Annotated in this window: 15 protein-coding genes; 7 read left to right on the top strand and 8 right to left on the bottom strand. The window is 64.0% G+C overall.

Annotation, left to right across the window (positions count from 1 at the left end):
• Window positions 1-2: 2 nt before the first annotated feature.
• The 8 genes from AC07SI_RS23675 to AC07SI_RS23640 all read right to left on the bottom strand — a co-directional run bounded on the left by AC07SI_RS23675 (window position 3) and on the right by AC07SI_RS23640 (window position 7,362).
• Window positions 3-1,052: a branched-chain amino acid ABC transporter permease gene (locus tag AC07SI_RS23675; protein WP_120448993.1), complete on the bottom strand. Its 1,050-nt coding sequence runs from the start codon at window positions 1,050-1,052 to the stop codon at window positions 3-5.
• Window positions 1,053-1,056: 4 nt separating this feature from the next.
• A complete protein-coding gene (locus AC07SI_RS23670) occupies window positions 1,057-1,938 on the bottom strand; it encodes a branched-chain amino acid ABC transporter permease (RefSeq protein WP_065900978.1) in 882 nt (293 codons plus the stop codon).
• Entirely contained in the window at window positions 1,938-2,708 is a 771-nt protein-coding gene (locus AC07SI_RS23665) for an ABC transporter ATP-binding protein (protein ID WP_065900979.1), read from the bottom strand. Before AC07SI_RS23665 ends, AC07SI_RS23670 begins: the two co-directional genes overlap by 1 nt.
• The gene (locus AC07SI_RS23660) at window positions 2,705-3,607 is read right to left on the bottom strand and encodes an AMP-binding protein (RefSeq protein ID WP_120448994.1); all 903 of its coding nucleotides are present in this window, start codon (window positions 3,605-3,607) and stop codon (window positions 2,705-2,707) included. The genes AC07SI_RS23665 and AC07SI_RS23660 overlap by 4 nt, the downstream gene beginning before the upstream one ends.
• 122 nt (window positions 3,608-3,729) lie before the next feature.
• Entirely contained in the window at window positions 3,730-5,109 is a 1,380-nt protein-coding gene (locus AC07SI_RS23655) for an LLM class flavin-dependent oxidoreductase (RefSeq protein ID WP_065900988.1), read from the bottom strand.
• Window positions 5,109-5,435: an acyl-CoA dehydrogenase gene (locus AC07SI_RS23650; RefSeq protein ID WP_065900990.1), complete on the bottom strand. Its 327-nt coding sequence runs from the start codon at window positions 5,433-5,435 to the stop codon at window positions 5,109-5,111. Before AC07SI_RS23650 ends, AC07SI_RS23655 begins: the two co-directional genes overlap by 1 nt.
• A 12-nt stretch (window positions 5,436-5,447) precedes the next feature.
• Complete coding sequence (locus tag AC07SI_RS23645) at window positions 5,448-6,644, bottom strand: SfnB family sulfur acquisition oxidoreductase (RefSeq protein ID WP_495006613.1); 1,197 nt, start codon at window positions 6,642-6,644, stop codon at window positions 5,448-5,450.
• A gap of 154 nt (window positions 6,645-6,798) precedes the next feature.
• Complete coding sequence (locus AC07SI_RS23640; RefSeq protein WP_065900993.1) at window positions 6,799-7,362, bottom strand: helix-turn-helix domain-containing protein; 564 nt, start codon at window positions 7,360-7,362, stop codon at window positions 6,799-6,801.
• Between the two features lie 93 nt (window positions 7,363-7,455).
• On the opposite strand from AC07SI_RS23640, the gene AC07SI_RS23635 reads away from it, so the two are divergent.
• The 7 genes from AC07SI_RS23635 to AC07SI_RS23605 all read left to right on the top strand — a co-directional run bounded on the left by AC07SI_RS23635 (window position 7,456) and on the right by AC07SI_RS23605 (window position 14,592).
• Window positions 7,456-8,385 carry a DMT family transporter gene (locus AC07SI_RS23635; protein ID WP_065900996.1) on the top strand — a complete coding sequence of 310 codons (930 nt, stop codon included), beginning with the start codon at window positions 7,456-7,458 and terminating at the stop codon, window positions 8,383-8,385.
• A gap of 167 nt (window positions 8,386-8,552) precedes the next feature.
• Entirely contained in the window at window positions 8,553-11,474 is a 2,922-nt protein-coding gene (locus AC07SI_RS23630) for a monovalent cation/H+ antiporter subunit A (protein ID WP_495006612.1), read from the top strand.
• Window positions 11,474-11,818, top strand: a complete 345-nt coding sequence (locus AC07SI_RS23625; protein WP_003192163.1) for a Na+/H+ antiporter subunit C — start codon at window positions 11,474-11,476, stop codon at window positions 11,816-11,818. The genes AC07SI_RS23630 and AC07SI_RS23625 overlap by 1 nt, the downstream gene beginning before the upstream one ends.
• Window positions 11,815-13,497, top strand: coding sequence for a monovalent cation/H+ antiporter subunit D (locus AC07SI_RS23620; protein WP_106803395.1), 1,683 nt, complete (start codon window positions 11,815-11,817; stop codon window positions 13,495-13,497). Before AC07SI_RS23625 ends, AC07SI_RS23620 begins: the two co-directional genes overlap by 4 nt.
• On the top strand, window positions 13,494-13,982 hold the full coding sequence (locus AC07SI_RS23615) for a Na+/H+ antiporter subunit E (protein ID WP_106803394.1): 489 nt from the start codon (window positions 13,494-13,496) through the stop codon (window positions 13,980-13,982). Before AC07SI_RS23620 ends, AC07SI_RS23615 begins: the two co-directional genes overlap by 4 nt.
• Complete coding sequence (locus AC07SI_RS23610; protein WP_005789171.1) at window positions 13,979-14,257, top strand: K+/H+ antiporter subunit F; 279 nt, start codon at window positions 13,979-13,981, stop codon at window positions 14,255-14,257. The genes AC07SI_RS23615 and AC07SI_RS23610 overlap by 4 nt, the downstream gene beginning before the upstream one ends.
• A complete protein-coding gene (locus AC07SI_RS23605; protein WP_495006611.1) occupies window positions 14,254-14,592 on the top strand; it encodes a Na+/H+ antiporter subunit G in 339 nt (112 codons plus the stop codon). The genes AC07SI_RS23610 and AC07SI_RS23605 overlap by 4 nt, the downstream gene beginning before the upstream one ends.
• Window positions 14,593-14,649: the final 57 nt, after the last annotated feature.

The raw sequence follows: 14,649 nt of genomic DNA, 5'->3' as shown, positions 1-14,649 counted from the left end.
TGTTAGAAACGCAGCGGCCACTGCCGCACACGGTCACGCAGGTTGTGCAACAGGCGAATCAGCCCCTCGGGTTCCTTGATCAGGAACACGATGATCAACACGCCAAAGATGATTTTCTGCAGGTTCTGCAACTGCCCTGCATCCACCGACCCACCGAACAATGCTTGCCCGGCATGACTGAGGAAGATCGGCAGCAAACTGATGAAGGCCGCGCCGACGAAGTTGCCGGCGATGCTGCCCATGCCGCCGATAATGATGATGAACAGGATCTGGAACGAGCGGTTGATATCGAAGCTGCTGGCACTCGCCGTGCCCAGGTAGGCAAAGGCCCACAGCGCGCCGGCGATCCCCAGGTAGAACGAGCTGACCGCAAACGCCAGGCGCTTGTAGCGCACCACCGGGATGCCGACCACGGCGGCGGCGGTGTCCATGTCGCGGATCGCCATCCAGTTGCGCCCCACCTGGCTGCGCACCAGGTTGATTGCGGTCCAGGTCAGCAGCAGCACCGTCACCAGGGTCAGCAGGTAACGGCCCAGCGGCGTGTTGAGGTCGTACCCGAACAACGCCAGCTTCGGCGCCGAGATCGTGCCGGACGAGCCGTAGTTGTAGAACCAGGGGAATTTGACGAACAGCCACTCCAGGAAAAACTGCGCGGCCAGGGTGGTGACCATCAGGTAGAAGCCCTTGATCCGCGAACTCGGCAAGCCGAACAGCAGCCCGACCAATGCGCTGATAATCCCGCCGCCGAGCAGCGCCACCGGCAAGCCCAGCTCCGGCAGGCGCAACAGGAAGCCATAGGTGGCGAAGGCGCCGACTGCCATGAAGCCGGCCGCGCCCACGGAGGTCTGCCCGGTATAGCCGGTAAGCAGGTTCAGGCCCAACCCGGCGAGGGACAGCACCAGGAACGGGATCAGGATCGCGTTGAGCCAATAGTCATTGCCCCACAGCGGCACGCCGATAAAGGCCACTGCCAACAGGCCGAGCAGGCCCCAGGGCACGCGCCGTTGAACCAGTAACAGCGGCGCGGTGAGTTGAGCAACAGGGGTCGACATGGTTTCAGACTCGCTCGATGGCGCGCTCGCCGAACAGGCCGGCGGGACGGATATACAGGAAGGCCAGGGCCAATACATAAGCGAACCACGGCGTGATGCCGCCGCCGATCAACGGGCCGATGTACACCTCGGCGAGGTTCTCCGCCGCGCCGACAATCAGCCCGCCGACGATCGCCCCGCCAATCGAGGTAAAGCCGCCGATAATCAACACCGGCAAGGCCTTGAGCACCACCAGCGACAGCGAGAACTGCACGCCCTGGCGCGCGCCCCACAGCAACCCCGCCACCAGCCCGACCACGCCGGCCACGGCCCAGACGATCTGCCAGATACGGTTGAGGTTGATGCCGATCGACAGCGCCGCCGTGGTGTCATCCGCCACCGCGCGCAACGACACGCCGATGCGGGTCTTGTTGAACAGCAGCGCAAGCACCGTCACCAGCACCACGGCCACGGTCGCGGCGATCAGGTCGAACTGGCTGAGCATCAGCGGCCCGACAAACAGCGGCACGTCGTCGATGCCCAGGTCCAGCGCGCGCACTTGCGAGCCCATCAAACCCTGGGCAAGGCCTTCGATAATGAATGACAGCCCGAGCGTGGCCATGAACAGGGTGATCTGCGAACGGTTGACCAGCGGGCGCAGCACCAGGCGCTCGATGAGCAACGCGCCGACGATCATCACGATCACCGTCAGCAGCAATGCCAGGGCAAAGGGCACGCCCTGATCGTGCAGGCTGACGAAGGTCAACGCAGCAAACAGCAGCATCGAGCCCTGGGCGAAATTGAACACACCGCTGGCCTTGTAGATCAGCACGAAGCCGATGGCGACCAGCGAGTACATGGTACCGGCGAGCAGGCCGCCGAGCAGGGTTTCGAAGAAGAAGGTCATCAGTGTGCGACTCCCAGGTAGGCCGCGATCACCTCGGGGTTGGCTTGCACGTCCGCCGGCGTGCCGTCGCCGACCTTGCGCCCGTAGTCGAGCACCACCACATGATCGGACAGGCCCATGACCACGCCCATGTCGTGCTCGATCAACACCACGGTGGTGCCGAGGTCGCGGTTTACGTCGGCGACGAAACGCGCCATTTCCTGTTTTTCCTCGGCGTTCATCCCGGCCATGGGTTCGTCGAGCAGCAACAGGCTGGGCCCGGCGATCAGCGCCCGCCCCAGCTCCACACGTTTTTGCAGGCCGTAGGACAGGTTGCCCACCAGCACATCGCGGTGGGCCTGCAGCTCCAGGAACTCGAGGATGCCCTGCGCCCGCTGACGGAACGCCTCGGCTTCACGGCGGGCGCGGGGCAAGCCCAGCGCCTGCTCGATCAAGCTGCTGCGCATGTGCCGCGACAGGCCGGTGAGGACGTTGTCGAGCACACTCATTTTCTTGAACAGCGCATTGTTCTGGAAGGTCCGGCCAATGCCTCGGCGCGCCGCGCCCAGCGGATCGATGCGGTGCAAGTGCTGGTCCTCGAAGACGATCTCGCCGGCATCGAAGCGATACACGCCGTTGAGCACATTGAGCAACGAGCTTTTGCCGGCGCCGTTGGGGCCGATCAACGCGCAGATCTCACCGCGCCGCACCTCGAAGGACAACGCATTGATCGCCTTCACGCCTTTGAACGACAGCGAGATATCCCGCACCTGGAGAATGGCCTGGGTCATGCGCTTTCCCGTTTGAATTCGGCAAGCCATGTCGGCTCTGTCGTGGAAGTGAGGGGCTGCCAGATGTAGGTGAGCCGCTGGAAGCCGAGCAGTTTGCGCACGCGATTTTTCAGCAGGCGGCGCAGGCCGCTGTGCGGGTGGGCGATGGCCCAGTCGCACAGGCGCCGGCGCCAGGTGCCGTGGGGTGCCAGGCGGCTTTCGATATCCTCGGCCAAAGATTGCAGGCGCGCGGGCGACAGCAGCAGGCCGGTGGGAGCGACTTCACTGCGATCGCGCCGCGCCGAGGCCGGGCTTTCCGGGAACGCCAGGCCGTGCCCGCTGTTCAGCCATTGCTCGAGCACCACCGCCAGGCCGCCCTGCCACTGGGTACCCTCCTCGCTCCACAGCGCGGTTTCGCCGCTGGGTTGCCACCAGCGCTGCACTTGCTGCGCCGGGTCGGTGGGGCCCAGCAGCTGGGCAAAATCGAGTCGATTGGCGGCTGGCCAATGCCGTGCCTGTTGGCGGTCCTGCACATAACAATGGGTGGGACGAATGCGCCATAGCTGCTGGTGCAAGGCTTCGGTGTCGAGGTGATCGGCGAGGGTCAGCACCGGCCCGCCCACGGACTGCGCCGCCAGGGCCAGCAGCAACAGGTTGGGCTCAAATGCACCGCTGAGGGCCAGCCGCGACGACTCGCCGAAACCCTGCTGGCGCAAGCCATCGGCCAGGCGCTCGACATCGCGCAGCGCGTCGATCCAGCGCCAGGCATACCACTGGCCCTGGCGCTTGTGGCGAAGCGCGGTGTGCAGCGGTGTGATCTGCGCCCAATGCTGCAGTTGCTCCAGGGCCTTGGGCAGATTGCCGAGCAGTTCGGCAGGCCATTCCAGGGCCAGCGGACGCTTGAGTTCGTGCACGCTCATAGGGGTGATGCTCCTATTCAAGGGGTGTGCGTGCGGTGGTCCGCTGGCTGAATTATTTGACTCGACACCGCTCCCCTGTGGGCGCTGGCTTGCCGGCGCCCACGGGGATCGGCTTGAGTCAGTTAGATTGCGCTGGCCTTAAGGTCGCGATAACCGGCCCCCGGATGGTTCGGCGCCAGCCGTGCACCGTCGCCGAAGAGCTTCTCGCGCAAGGTGCCTTGGGCGTATTCGGTCTTGTACACGCCGCGTTTCTGCAGTTCCGGCACCAGCAGGTCGACGGCGTCGATAAAGGTTTCGTGGGTCAGCGCGTAGGCCAGGTTGAAGCCGTCGACATCGGTCTCTTCCACCCATTCCTGCAACAGGTCCGCCACGGTTTCCGGGCCGCCGACAAACAGCGGGCCAAAGCCGCCGATGCCCACCCAATCGGCCAATTCATTCGGAGTCCAGACCTTGTTCGGGTCCGCCGTGGAGAAGGCTTCCACCGCTGACTGAATGGCGTTGGTGTGCACGTGCTTGAGTGGCTCATCGGGTTTGAACTGGCTGAAGTCGATGCCGGTCCAGCCGGAAATCAGCGCCATCGCGCCTTCATAGCTGACATAGGATTTGTACTCCTCGAACTTGGCCTTGGCCTTGGCGTCGGTCTCGCCGACGATCACCGTCTGCAGGTTGAAGATGAGGATTTTCTTCGGATCGCGCCCCGCCTCGGCTGCACGCCGGCGGATGTCGGCGACGGTCTTTTTCAGCAGCACTTTGGACGGTGCGGCGACGAACACGCACTCGGCCTGCTCGGCGGCGAACTGCTTGCCGCGACTCGACGCGCCGGCCTGGTACAGAACCGGCGTGCGCTGCGGCGACGGTTCACACAGGTGAATGCCGGGCACCTGGAAGTGCTTGCCGACGTGGCGGATCTCGTGGATTTTGCTCGGGTCGCTGAAGATCCGGCGCTCGCGATCACGCAGCACCGCGCCCTCCTCCCAGCTGCCTTCCCAGAGTTTGTAGCAAACCTCCAGGTATTCCTCGGCGTAGTCGTAGCGCGCATCGTGTTCGGTCTGGGCTTTCTGGCCCAGGTTCTTCGCACCACTTTCGAGGTAGGAGGTGACGATGTTCCAGCCGACGCGGCCCTTGGTCAGGTGATCGAGGGTCGAAAGCCGGCGCGCGAACGGGTACGGGTGTTCGAACGACAACGACGCCGTCAGGCCAAACCCCAGGTGTTCGGTAACCAGTGCCATCGGTGCGATCAGCGACAGCGGATCGTTGACCGGCACTTGTGCTGCCTGGCGAATCGCCGCGTCGCCGTTGCCGTTGTACACGTCGTAGATGCCCAGCACATCGGCGATGAACAAGCCGTCGAACTTGCCGCGCTCGAGGATTTTGGCGAGGTCGGTCCAGTACTCCAGGTCCTTGTACTGCCACGAACGGTCACGCGGGTGCGCCCACAGGCCAGGGGATTGGTGGCCGACACAGTTCATGTCGAAGGCGTTCAAGCGGATTTCACGGGACATCAAAGCACTCCGTTGAGATGGTAGTTGCCGACAACCTGGTATTTGTGGCGCAGCGGGTCATCGAGGCTCGGCGGTAATGCGGTGCGTTGGCCGGTCAGTTCGAATTCGGTGGCGCTGGCAAAAAGCAGGGCTTCGGCGGCAGCGATCTGTGCTTCGGTGATGGCCACCGGGCTCGGGTGGGTCTCGGCGCGTTCGAGCAAGGCGGCGGCCACGTCCACGCGGATTTGCAGGTCGCCGAAGCGGCTGATCACGTAGGGGTCGTCACTTTTCGCAACGGCGCGGCGGGTGCTGTCCAGCAGTTGGCGCGCTTGATTCAGTGCAGTCATGGGTCAGGCTCCTCAGTTCCAGGCGTGGCGTGCGGGCTTCACGCCGTTGAGCACGAAGTTGCCGATCAGGTGGTATTTCCAGCGGGCCGGGTCGTGCAGGGTGTGGGTGCGCGCGTTGCGCCAGAAACGGTCGAGGTTGTGTTTGCCGGTGACCGAGCGAGTGCCAGCCAGTTCGAAGAGTTTGCTGCTGGCGAGCAAGGCGGTTTCCGCCGACAGCACCTTGGCCTGGGCGACGACCAGTGAAGCGTTGGCGACGCTGTCTTCATTCGGCTCGGCCAGCGCCTGGTCCACCGTCTTGCCGGCCTTGGCGAGGATCGCTTCGGTGCCGTGCACGCGCCATTCCAGGTCGCCGATGGCGGCGATGGTGAACGGGTCTTGCCAGCCGTGATCCTGTTGGCTGTCGATCCATGGCCGCGCCTGGCGTGCGTAAATCTTCGCCTGCTCCAGGGCACCGAGGGCGATGCCGGTGTCGACGGCAGCCTGGATGATCTGCGAGATCGGGCCGTTGGCGGTGGGTTGATCGAAAGCCTGGTGGGCGGGGATTACCGCGCTGAGGGGCACGGTAACGCCGTCGAGGGTCACGCCGCCGCTGGCGGTGGTGCGCTGGCCAAAGCCGTCCCAGCTGTCGATCACACTCAAGCCCGGCGCGTCACGCTCGACAAAGGCGATAAACGCCTGGCCGTGTTCGTTGTTGCCGACGGTGGGCACGATATGCGCGAACAGCGCGCCGGTGCAGTAGAACTTCTCGCCGTTGATTTGCGCGGTGTCGCCGTGCACGCGGATCTGCGTGTCGAAGGTGCCGGCGTTTTTGCTCTTGGCTTCGGAGAAGGCGTTGCCGAAACGGTAGCCGGCCAGCACCTTGCCGAAGTAATGGCGTTTTTGTTCCTCGGTCGCGGTTTGCAGCAGGATGTCCACCACGCCCAGGTGGTTCTGCGGGATTTGCCCCAGGGACGGGTCGGCGGCGGAGATCAACTTGATCACTTCGGCCACGGTCACGTAGGACACTTCGGCGCCGCCGTAGGCCTTGGGAATGGTGATGCCCCACAGGCCGCTGGTGGAGAATTCGTCGAGTTCGGCCACCGGCAGGCGGCGCTCGCGGTCACGCACGCTGGCGTCGACGGCGAAGCGTTCGGCCAGGCGCTTGGCGACCTCGATGGCTTCGGCATCCGAGCGGATGATATGGGCAGGGTGTTGAGGATGGGCTGACATGGGCCGACTCCAGGCTCCGATGGGATGCTGGAGTGACTGCAGGAGTCGTGCCTGAATTTAATCACCAATAAAATCAGCGAGTTGCTGGTAAATCAGGGCACCAGGGCGGGTTTCAAACCAGCAAAGTGTCCATCCACTGTTGCCTGGCAGACAGTTAGATCACCACGTTGCGCACAAAGCGCACGGCCACATCACCCTGATTGCAATAGGCGTGGACCTGGCGGCTGGCGAACATATAGAACTCGCCGGCCGCGACGTGCCGTTCTTCCTCGTCCAATAGCAGCGTCAGGCTTCCCTCGAACACGAACAGCTGCACACTCCAGCCTTCCGGATCCGGCTCGGGGCTGTAGCGATCTCCCGGCTCCAGGCGCATTTCCCACAGCTCGACTTCGCGACGGGCGTGGGCCCTGGCCAGCAAGACCGCCTTGCTGCCGGGGATATCCCCGGCCCAGGCCAGCTCGTTGATGCGGCTGTGGTCGGGCGCATCCGGGGCCTGGATCAGGTCGCTGAACGCCACGTCCAATGCTTCGGCCACGCGGTCGAGGGTCGACAGGCTGACGTTCTTCTCGCCCGCCTCAATGGCCACCAGCATGCGCCGGCTCACCCCGGACTTTTCCGAGAGCGCAGTCTGGCTCAGGTCGGCGGCATGGCGCAGGCGCCTGACGTTCTGGCTGACGTGCTGCAGGACCGAGGCCCGTTGCGGATTTTCTTTGTGCACTATATTGCTCATAAGGTGGGTGTGCGCAGTATACTGCCCAGCAGTGCGGCGCATTGTGCGGTCCGTGCCTTTCCCTTGCAAGACCGAGCCGCCATGACCGCCGCGAATACCGCCCCACGTTTCAACCGTTTCAGCAAAGCCGAATGCCTGCTGGTGTTTATCACCATGATCTGGGGCGGCACCTTCTTGCTCGTGCAGCATGCCATGACGGTCAGCGGGCCGATGTTTTTCGTAGGCCTGCGCTTTGCCGCAGCGGCCATCGTGGTGGGCTTCTTCTCCCTGCGCACCCTGCGCGGCCTGACCCTGTTCGAGTTGAAGGCGGGCGCCTTCATCGGCACCTCGATCATGTTCGGCTACGGCATGCAGACCATCGGCCTGCAAACCATTCCAAGCAGCCAATCGGCCTTCATCACGGCGCTGTATGTACCGTGCGTGCCGCTGTTGCAGTGGTTGGTGCTGGGGCGCCGTCCGGGGCTGATGCCCAGCATCGGCATCATGCTGGCCTTTACCGGGTTGATGCTGCTGACCGGCCCGACCGGAGCCTCGCTCAACTTCAGCCCCGGCGAGATCGCCACGCTGATCTGCGCGATCGCGGTGGCGGCCGAAATCATCCTTATCGGCGCCTATGCCGGGCAGGTGGACGTGCGCCGGGTGACGGTGGTGCAACTGGCCACAGCGTCGCTGCTGTCATTTTTGATGGTGGTGCCGATGGGCGAAGCGTTGCCGGGGTTTTCATGGTTGCTGGTATTCAGCGCCGTGGGCCTGGGCTTGACCAGCGCGGTGATCCAGGTAGCGATGAACTGGGCGCAGCAGAGCGTCTCGCCCACCCGTGCCACATTGATTTATGCCGGCGAGCCGGTGTGGGCCGGGGTTATCGGGCGGATCGCCGGGGAACGCTTCCCGCCACTGGCGATGCTGGGCGCGGCGTTGATTGTGGTGGCGGTGATTGTCAGTGAACTGAAGACGCGCGGTTCGAAAGTTGTCGACGCCAAAGCCGAGGTTGAACCGGAAAGCCAGGGTTGATGATTTAAGCGGCAAACGGCAAGAAATATACCCTCGGCTATCCTCTTGTAGCTTGCCGCTTATAGCTGCCGTCTCCGACCTCTGTAGGATCCTGCCACATCTTGCCGTTTGGTGATCGAGAAAGCGGCACGTATGATGCATCCCAAACTCCCGCAGATTAGAAGCCTATGTCCCTGATAGTTCTACTGCTTCTGCCTTTTATTGGCAGCTGTCTGGCGGCCTTGCTGCCGCACAATGCGCGTAACACCGAATCCCTGCTGGCGGGCCTTGTGGCCTTGGTCGGCACGATTCAAGTCGCCCTGCTCTACCCCCAGATCGCCCACGGTGGCGTGATCCGCGAAGAATTCATGTGGTTGCCCAGCCTCGGGCTGAACTTCGTGCTGCGCATGGATGGGTTCGCCTGGCTGTTCTCGATGCTGGTGCTGGGCATCGGCACGCTGGTGTCGTTGTACGCCCGCTACTACATGTCACCGGAAGACCCGGTGCCGCGTTTCTTCGCGTTTTTCCTGGCCTTCATGGGGGCCATGCTGGGCCTGGTGATTTCCGGCAACCTGATCCAGATCGTGTTCTTCTGGGAACTGACCAGCCTGTTCTCGTTCCTGCTGATCGGCTACTGGCACCACCGCGCCGATGCACGCCGGGGTGCCTATATGGCGCTGATGGTCACCGGTGCGGGCGGTCTGTGCCTGCTGGCCGGGGTGATGCTGCTGGGGCATATCGTCGGCAGCTATGACCTGGACCTGGTGCTGGCGGCGGGCGAGCAGATTCGCGCGCATTCGCTGTACCCGGTCATGCTGGCGCTGGTGCTGATCGGCGCCCTGAGCAAGAGCGCACAGTTCCCGTTCCACTTCTGGCTGCCCCACGCGATGGCGGCGCCGACCCCGGTTTCCGCCTACCTGCACTCGGCGACGATGGTGAAGGCCGGCGTGTTCCTGCTGGCCCGACTGTGGCCGTCGCTGTCCGGCAGCGAAGAATGGTTCTGGATCGTCGGCGGTGCCGGCGCCCTCACCCTCCTCCTCGGCGCTTACTGCGCCATGTTCCAAAACGATCTCAAGGGCCTGCTGGCCTACTCCACGATCAGCCACCTCGGGCTGATCACCCTCCTGCTGGGCCTCAACAGCCCGCTGGCCGCCGTCGCCGCCGTGTTTCACATTCTCAACCACGCGACCTTCAAGGCCTCGCTGTTCATGGCCGCCGGTATCATCGACCACGAAAGCGGCACCCGCGATATCCGCAAGCTCAGCGGCCTGGTGCGGTTGATCCCGTTTACCGCGACCCTGGCGATGGTCGCGAGTGCCTCCATGGCCGGCGTACCGTTGCTCAACGGGTTCCTGTCCAAAGAGATGTTCTTCGCCGAAACCGTGTTCATCACCTCGACCGCCTGGGTGGAGTTCGCCCTGCCGTTGATCGCGACCATTGCCGGTACGTTCAGCGTGGCCTACGCCCTGCGCTTCACTGTCGACGTGTTCTTCGGCCCGACCGCCACCAACCTGCCGCACACCCCACACGAACCGCCGCGCTGGATGCGCGCGCCGGTCGAGCTGCTGGTGTTCACCTGCCTGCTGGTGGGGATCTTCCCGGCCCAGGTGGTCGGTTCGATTCTCGCCGCCGCCGCCCTGCCGGTCGTAGGCGGAGTGCTGCCCGAGTACAGCCTGGCGATCTGGCACGGCTGGAATGCGCCGATGATCATGAGCCTGGTGGCGATGTCCGGTGGCGTGGTGCTGTACCTGCTGCTGCGCAAGCAGCTCAAGCGCGGGCGCTTCAAATACCCGCCGATCATCAGTTATTTCAACGGCAAGCGCGGCTTCGAGCGCAGCCTGGTAGTGATGATGCGCGGCGTGCGCAAGATCGAAAAACGCATCAGCACCAAACGCCTGCAGACCCAGCTGTTCCTGCTGGTGCTGGCGGCAGTGATCGCCGGCCTGATCCCGATGCTGCACAGCGGCATCAGTTGGGGCGACCGCCCGAAAATCCCGGGGTCCATCGTGTTCGTGACCTTGTGGCTGCTGGCGATTGCCTGTGCCCTCGGCGCTGCCTGGCAGGCCAAGTATCACCGGCTTGCGGCCCTGACCATGGTCAGCGTGTGCGGCCTGATGACCTGCATCACCTTTGTGTGGTTCTCGGCGCCGGACCTGGCGCTGACGCAACTGGTGGTCGAGGTGGTGACCACCGTGCTGATCCTGCTGGGCCTGCGCTGGCTGCCACGGCGGATCGAAGAAGTCTCGCCACTGCCCAGCTCGCTGCGCAAGGCACGTGTCCGTCGCCTGCGTGACTTCCTGCTCTCCACCGTGGTGGGTGGCGGCATGGCGCTGCTGTCCTACGCGATGCTGACGCGCCAGACGCCCAACGACATTTCCTCGTTCTACTTGAGTCGCGCCCTGCCCGAAGGCGGCGGCAGCAATGTGGTGAACGTAATGCTGGTGGACTTCCGGGGCTTCGACACCTTGGGCGAAATCACCGTGCTCGGCGCCGTGGCGCTGACGGTGTACGCCCTGCTGCGCCGCTTCCGCCCGTCCAAGGAAAGCATGCAACTGCCGGCGCAACAGCGCCAGCTCGCGCCGGACGTGGCCACCGACCTGGTCAACCCGCGCCAGGCCAGCGACACCGCCCTGGGCTTCATGATGGTGCCGGCGGTGCTGGTGCGCCTGCTGCTGCCGATTGCGCTGGTGGTGTCGTTCTACCTGTTCATGCGCGGCCACAACCAACCGGGCGGCGGCTTCGTCGCCGGGCTGGTGATGTCGGTGGCGTTTATCCTGCAATACATGGTCGCCGGCACCCAGTGGGTCGAGGCGCAGATGAGCCTGCGGCCGATGCGCTGGATGGGCTTCGGGCTGTTCTCGGCGACCCTTACCGGGCTCGGTGCGCTGTTTGCCGGGTACCCCTTCCTGACCACGCACACCTGGCATTTCAGCCTGCCTCTGCTGGGCGACATTCATATCGCCAGCGCGTTGTTCTTCGACGTCGGCGTGTACGCCATGGTCGTCGGCTCGACGCTGCTGATGCTCACCGCCCTCGGTCACCAATCCGTACGAGCGCATAAACCGAGCAACCAGGCCAAAGTGGTTGCCGCAACGGAAGGAGCCGCCTGATGGAAGAAGTCATCGCAATCGCCATTGGGGTCCTGGCGGCCTCCGGCGTCTGGTTGATCCTGCGCCCACGGACGTTCCAGGTGGTGATGGGCCTGTGCCTGCTGTCGTATGGGGTCAACCTGTTCATCTTCAGCATGGGCAGCCTGTTTATCGGCAAGGAGCCGATCATCAAAGACGGCGTGCCGCAAGACCTGCTCAACTACACCGACCCGCTGCCCCAGGCGCTGGTGCTCACGGCAATCGTGATCAGCTTCGCCATGACCGCCTTGTTCCTGGTGGTGCTGCTGGCCTCCCGGGGCCTGACCGGCACGGACCATGTGGACGGCCGGGAGCCCAAGGAATGACGTGGATGAATCAACTGATCGTCGCGCCGATCCTGCTGCCGTTGCTGACCGCCGCGTTGATGCTGATGCTCGGCGAGAAGCACCGCCCGCTCAAGGCGCGCATCAACCTGTTCTCGAGCATGATCGGCCTGGGTATCGCGATTCTGCTGCTGTACTGGACGCAAAAAGGCGGCCCTGGCTCGATTGGCGTGTACCTGCCGGGCAACTGGCAGGTGCCGTTCGGCATTGTGCTGGTGATCGACCAACTGTCGGCACTGATGCTGGTGCTGACGGGGATCATCGGGGTGAGCGCGCTGCTGTTCGCCATGGCTCGCTGGGACCGTGCCGGCACCAGTTTCCATGCATTGTTCCAGATCCAGATGATGGGCCTGTACGGCGCGTTCCTGACCGCCGACCTGTTCAACCTGTTCGTGTTCTTCGAGGTGCTGCTGGCGGCGTCCTACGGCTTGATGCTGCACGGCTCGGGGCGGGCGCGGGTGTCGTCGGGGCTGCATTACATTGCGATCAACCTGCTGGCGTCGTCGTTGTTCCTGATTGGTGCAGCGATGATCTACGGCGTCACCGGCACGCTGAACTTCGCTGACCTGGCGCTGAAAATCCCGCTGGTGCCCGAGGCTGATCGCGGCTTGCTGCACGCCGGTGCGGCAATCCTCGCCACCGCGTTCCTGGCCAAGGCCGGCATGTGGCCGCTGAACTTCTGGCTGGCGCCCGCCTATTCCTCGGCCAGCGCACCGGTGGCGGCGATGTTCGCGATCATGACCAAGGTTGGCGTGTACACCGTGCTGCGGTTGTGGACCCTGCTGTTCTCCGGCCAGGCCGGGGCCTCGGCGCTGTTTGGCGGCGACTGGCTGGTGTACGGCGGCATGGCCACGATCATCTGCGCGGCGCTGGCGATGATCGCTGCGCAGCGGCTGGAGCGCATGGCGAGCCTGAGCATCCTGGTTTCGGCCGGGATCCTGTTGTCGGCGGTGGGCTTTGCCCAGCCAAGCCTGACTGCCGGCGCGTTGTTCTATCTGGTCAGCTCCACGCTGGCGCTGAGTGCGCTGTTCCTGCTGGCCGAATTGATCGAACGCTCGCGCTCGGCCAATGACCTGCCGCTGGACGAGGAAATCGACGCGCTGCCCAAGGCCATGGAATCCTTGCACCCGCGTCCGGGCGTCAACCTCGATGACGAGCAGAAAGCCGTGATCGGCCAGGTCATCCCCTGGACCATGGCCTTCCTCGGCTTGAGCTTCGTGGCGTGCGCCTTGCTGATCATCGGCATGCCGCCGCTGTCGGGGTTTATCGGCAAGCTCAGCTTGTTGAGTGCGCTGGTCAATCCGCTGGGCCTGGGCGTCAGTGTCGATGAGCCGATTCGTCCTGCGGCCTGGGGCCTGGTGGCGCTGCTGATCCTGTCCGGCCTGGCCTCGCTGATCGCTTTCGCCCGCCTGGGCATCCAGCGCTTCTGGACCCCGGAGGAGCGCCCCTCGCCGCTGCTGCGCCGCTATGAGTGCGTGCCGATCTTCTTCCTGCTGGGCTTGAGCATCCTGCTGACCTTCAAGGCCGAACCGTTGATGCGCTACACCCAGGCCACCGCCGAGAGCCTCAACAACCCGGAACACTACGTGATGGCCGTCATGGCAACGCGCCCGATTCCGAGCCCTGAAGCCAAGTCCGCCGCGCTGGAGGTGCAGCCATGAAGCGTCTGTTCCCTGCCCCGTGGCTGTCCCTGGCGTTGTGGGTATTGTGGCTGGTGTTGAACCTGTCGGTGAGCCCTGGCAACCTGCTGCTGGGTGCGTTGCTGGGCGTTCTTGCGCCCTTGCTGATGGCGCCGTTGCGGCCGTTGCCAATCCGTATCCGTCGCCCTGGGGTGATCATTCGCCTGTTCTTGCGCGTGGGCCGGGATGTGATCATCTCCAACCTGCAAGTGGCCTGGGGCGTGCTGACGTGTGGGTCACGCCCGCCGCGCTCGCGTTTTATCAAGATCCCCCTGGACCTGCGCGACGCCAACGGCCTGGCCGTGCTGTCGATGATCACCAGCGTCACGCCCGGCACCGTCTGGTCTGAACTGGCGCTGGACCGCAGCATCCTGCTGCTGCACGTGTTCGACTTGGATGACGAAGCGCACTTTATCCAGCACTTCAAGGATGCCTATGAACGGCCCCTCATGGAGATCTTCGAATGAGCGCCCTGCTTTCCAATGCGATCCTGTTCAGCCTGTTCCTGTTCTCGCTGGCCATGGTGCTGACCCTGATCCGCCTGTTCAAGGGCCCGTCGGCCCAGGACCGGGTACTCGCGCTGGACTACCTGTACATCCTGGCGATGCTGATGATGCTGGTACTGGGCATTCGGTATGCGAGTGACACCTACTTTGAAGCGGCGCTGCTGATTGCACTGTTCGGCTTCGTGGGCTCGTTTGCCCTGGCGAAATTCCTGCTGCGTGGGGAGGTGATTGAATGATGCCGTTGTGGATGGAAATCGTTGTCGCAGTGCTGCTGGTGCTCAGCAGCGTGTTTGCGTTGATTGGCGCGCTTGGCTTGCTGCGGATGAAGGGCTTCTTCCAGCGCATGCACCCGCCAGCCCTGGCTTCGACGCTGGGCGCCTGGTGCGTGGCGTTGGCGTCGATTATCTATTTTTCGGTGCTCAAGTCCGGGCCGGTGTTGCACGGCTGGCTGATCCCGATCTTGCTCTCGATCACGGTGCCGGTGACCACGTTGCTATTGGCGCGCACCGCGCTGTTTCGCAAGCGCATGGCGGGCGATGATGTACCCGCCGAAGTCAGCAGCCGCCGCTGATTCATCAAGCGAACACAGTAAAAAATGTGGGAGCGGGCTTGCTCGCGAATGCGGTTT

It is taken from the genome of Pseudomonas sp. GW821-FHT05D12 (assembly GCF_059419825.1).
The sequence above is the reverse complement of the archived record's forward strand: the minus strand, read 5'-3'. Positions and strand labels throughout refer to the sequence as shown.

Coding starts and splice junctions, on each gene's coding strand:
- AC07SI_RS23630 (WP_495006612.1), top strand. CDS start 8,553: ATGTCCCTGATAGTTCTACTGCTTCTGCCTTTTATTGGCAGCTGTCTG.
- AC07SI_RS23650 (WP_065900990.1), bottom strand. CDS start 5,435: ATGACTGCACTGAATCAAGCGCGCCAACTGCTGGACAGCACCCGCCGC.
- AC07SI_RS23610 (WP_005789171.1), top strand. CDS start 13,979: ATGAGCGCCCTGCTTTCCAATGCGATCCTGTTCAGCCTGTTCCTGTTC.
- AC07SI_RS23675 (WP_120448993.1), bottom strand. CDS start 1,052: ATGTCGACCCCTGTTGCTCAACTCACCGCGCCGCTGTTACTGGTTCAA.
- AC07SI_RS23655 (WP_065900988.1), bottom strand. CDS start 5,109: ATGTCCCGTGAAATCCGCTTGAACGCCTTCGACATGAACTGTGTCGGC.
- AC07SI_RS23605 (WP_495006611.1), top strand. CDS start 14,254: ATGATGCCGTTGTGGATGGAAATCGTTGTCGCAGTGCTGCTGGTGCTC.
- AC07SI_RS23670 (WP_065900978.1), bottom strand. CDS start 1,938: ATGACCTTCTTCTTCGAAACCCTGCTCGGCGGCCTGCTCGCCGGTACC.
- AC07SI_RS23665 (WP_065900979.1), bottom strand. CDS start 2,708: ATGACCCAGGCCATTCTCCAGGTGCGGGATATCTCGCTGTCGTTCAAA.
- AC07SI_RS23660 (WP_120448994.1), bottom strand. CDS start 3,607: ATGAGCGTGCACGAACTCAAGCGTCCGCTGGCCCTGGAATGGCCTGCC.
- AC07SI_RS23625 (WP_003192163.1), top strand. CDS start 11,474: ATGGAAGAAGTCATCGCAATCGCCATTGGGGTCCTGGCGGCCTCCGGC.
- AC07SI_RS23635 (WP_065900996.1), top strand. CDS start 7,456: ATGACCGCCGCGAATACCGCCCCACGTTTCAACCGTTTCAGCAAAGCC.
- AC07SI_RS23620 (WP_106803395.1), top strand. CDS start 11,815: ATGACGTGGATGAATCAACTGATCGTCGCGCCGATCCTGCTGCCGTTG.
- AC07SI_RS23645 (WP_495006613.1), bottom strand. CDS start 6,644: ATGTCAGCCCATCCTCAACACCCTGCCCATATCATCCGCTCGGATGCC.
- AC07SI_RS23615 (WP_106803394.1), top strand. CDS start 13,494: ATGAAGCGTCTGTTCCCTGCCCCGTGGCTGTCCCTGGCGTTGTGGGTA.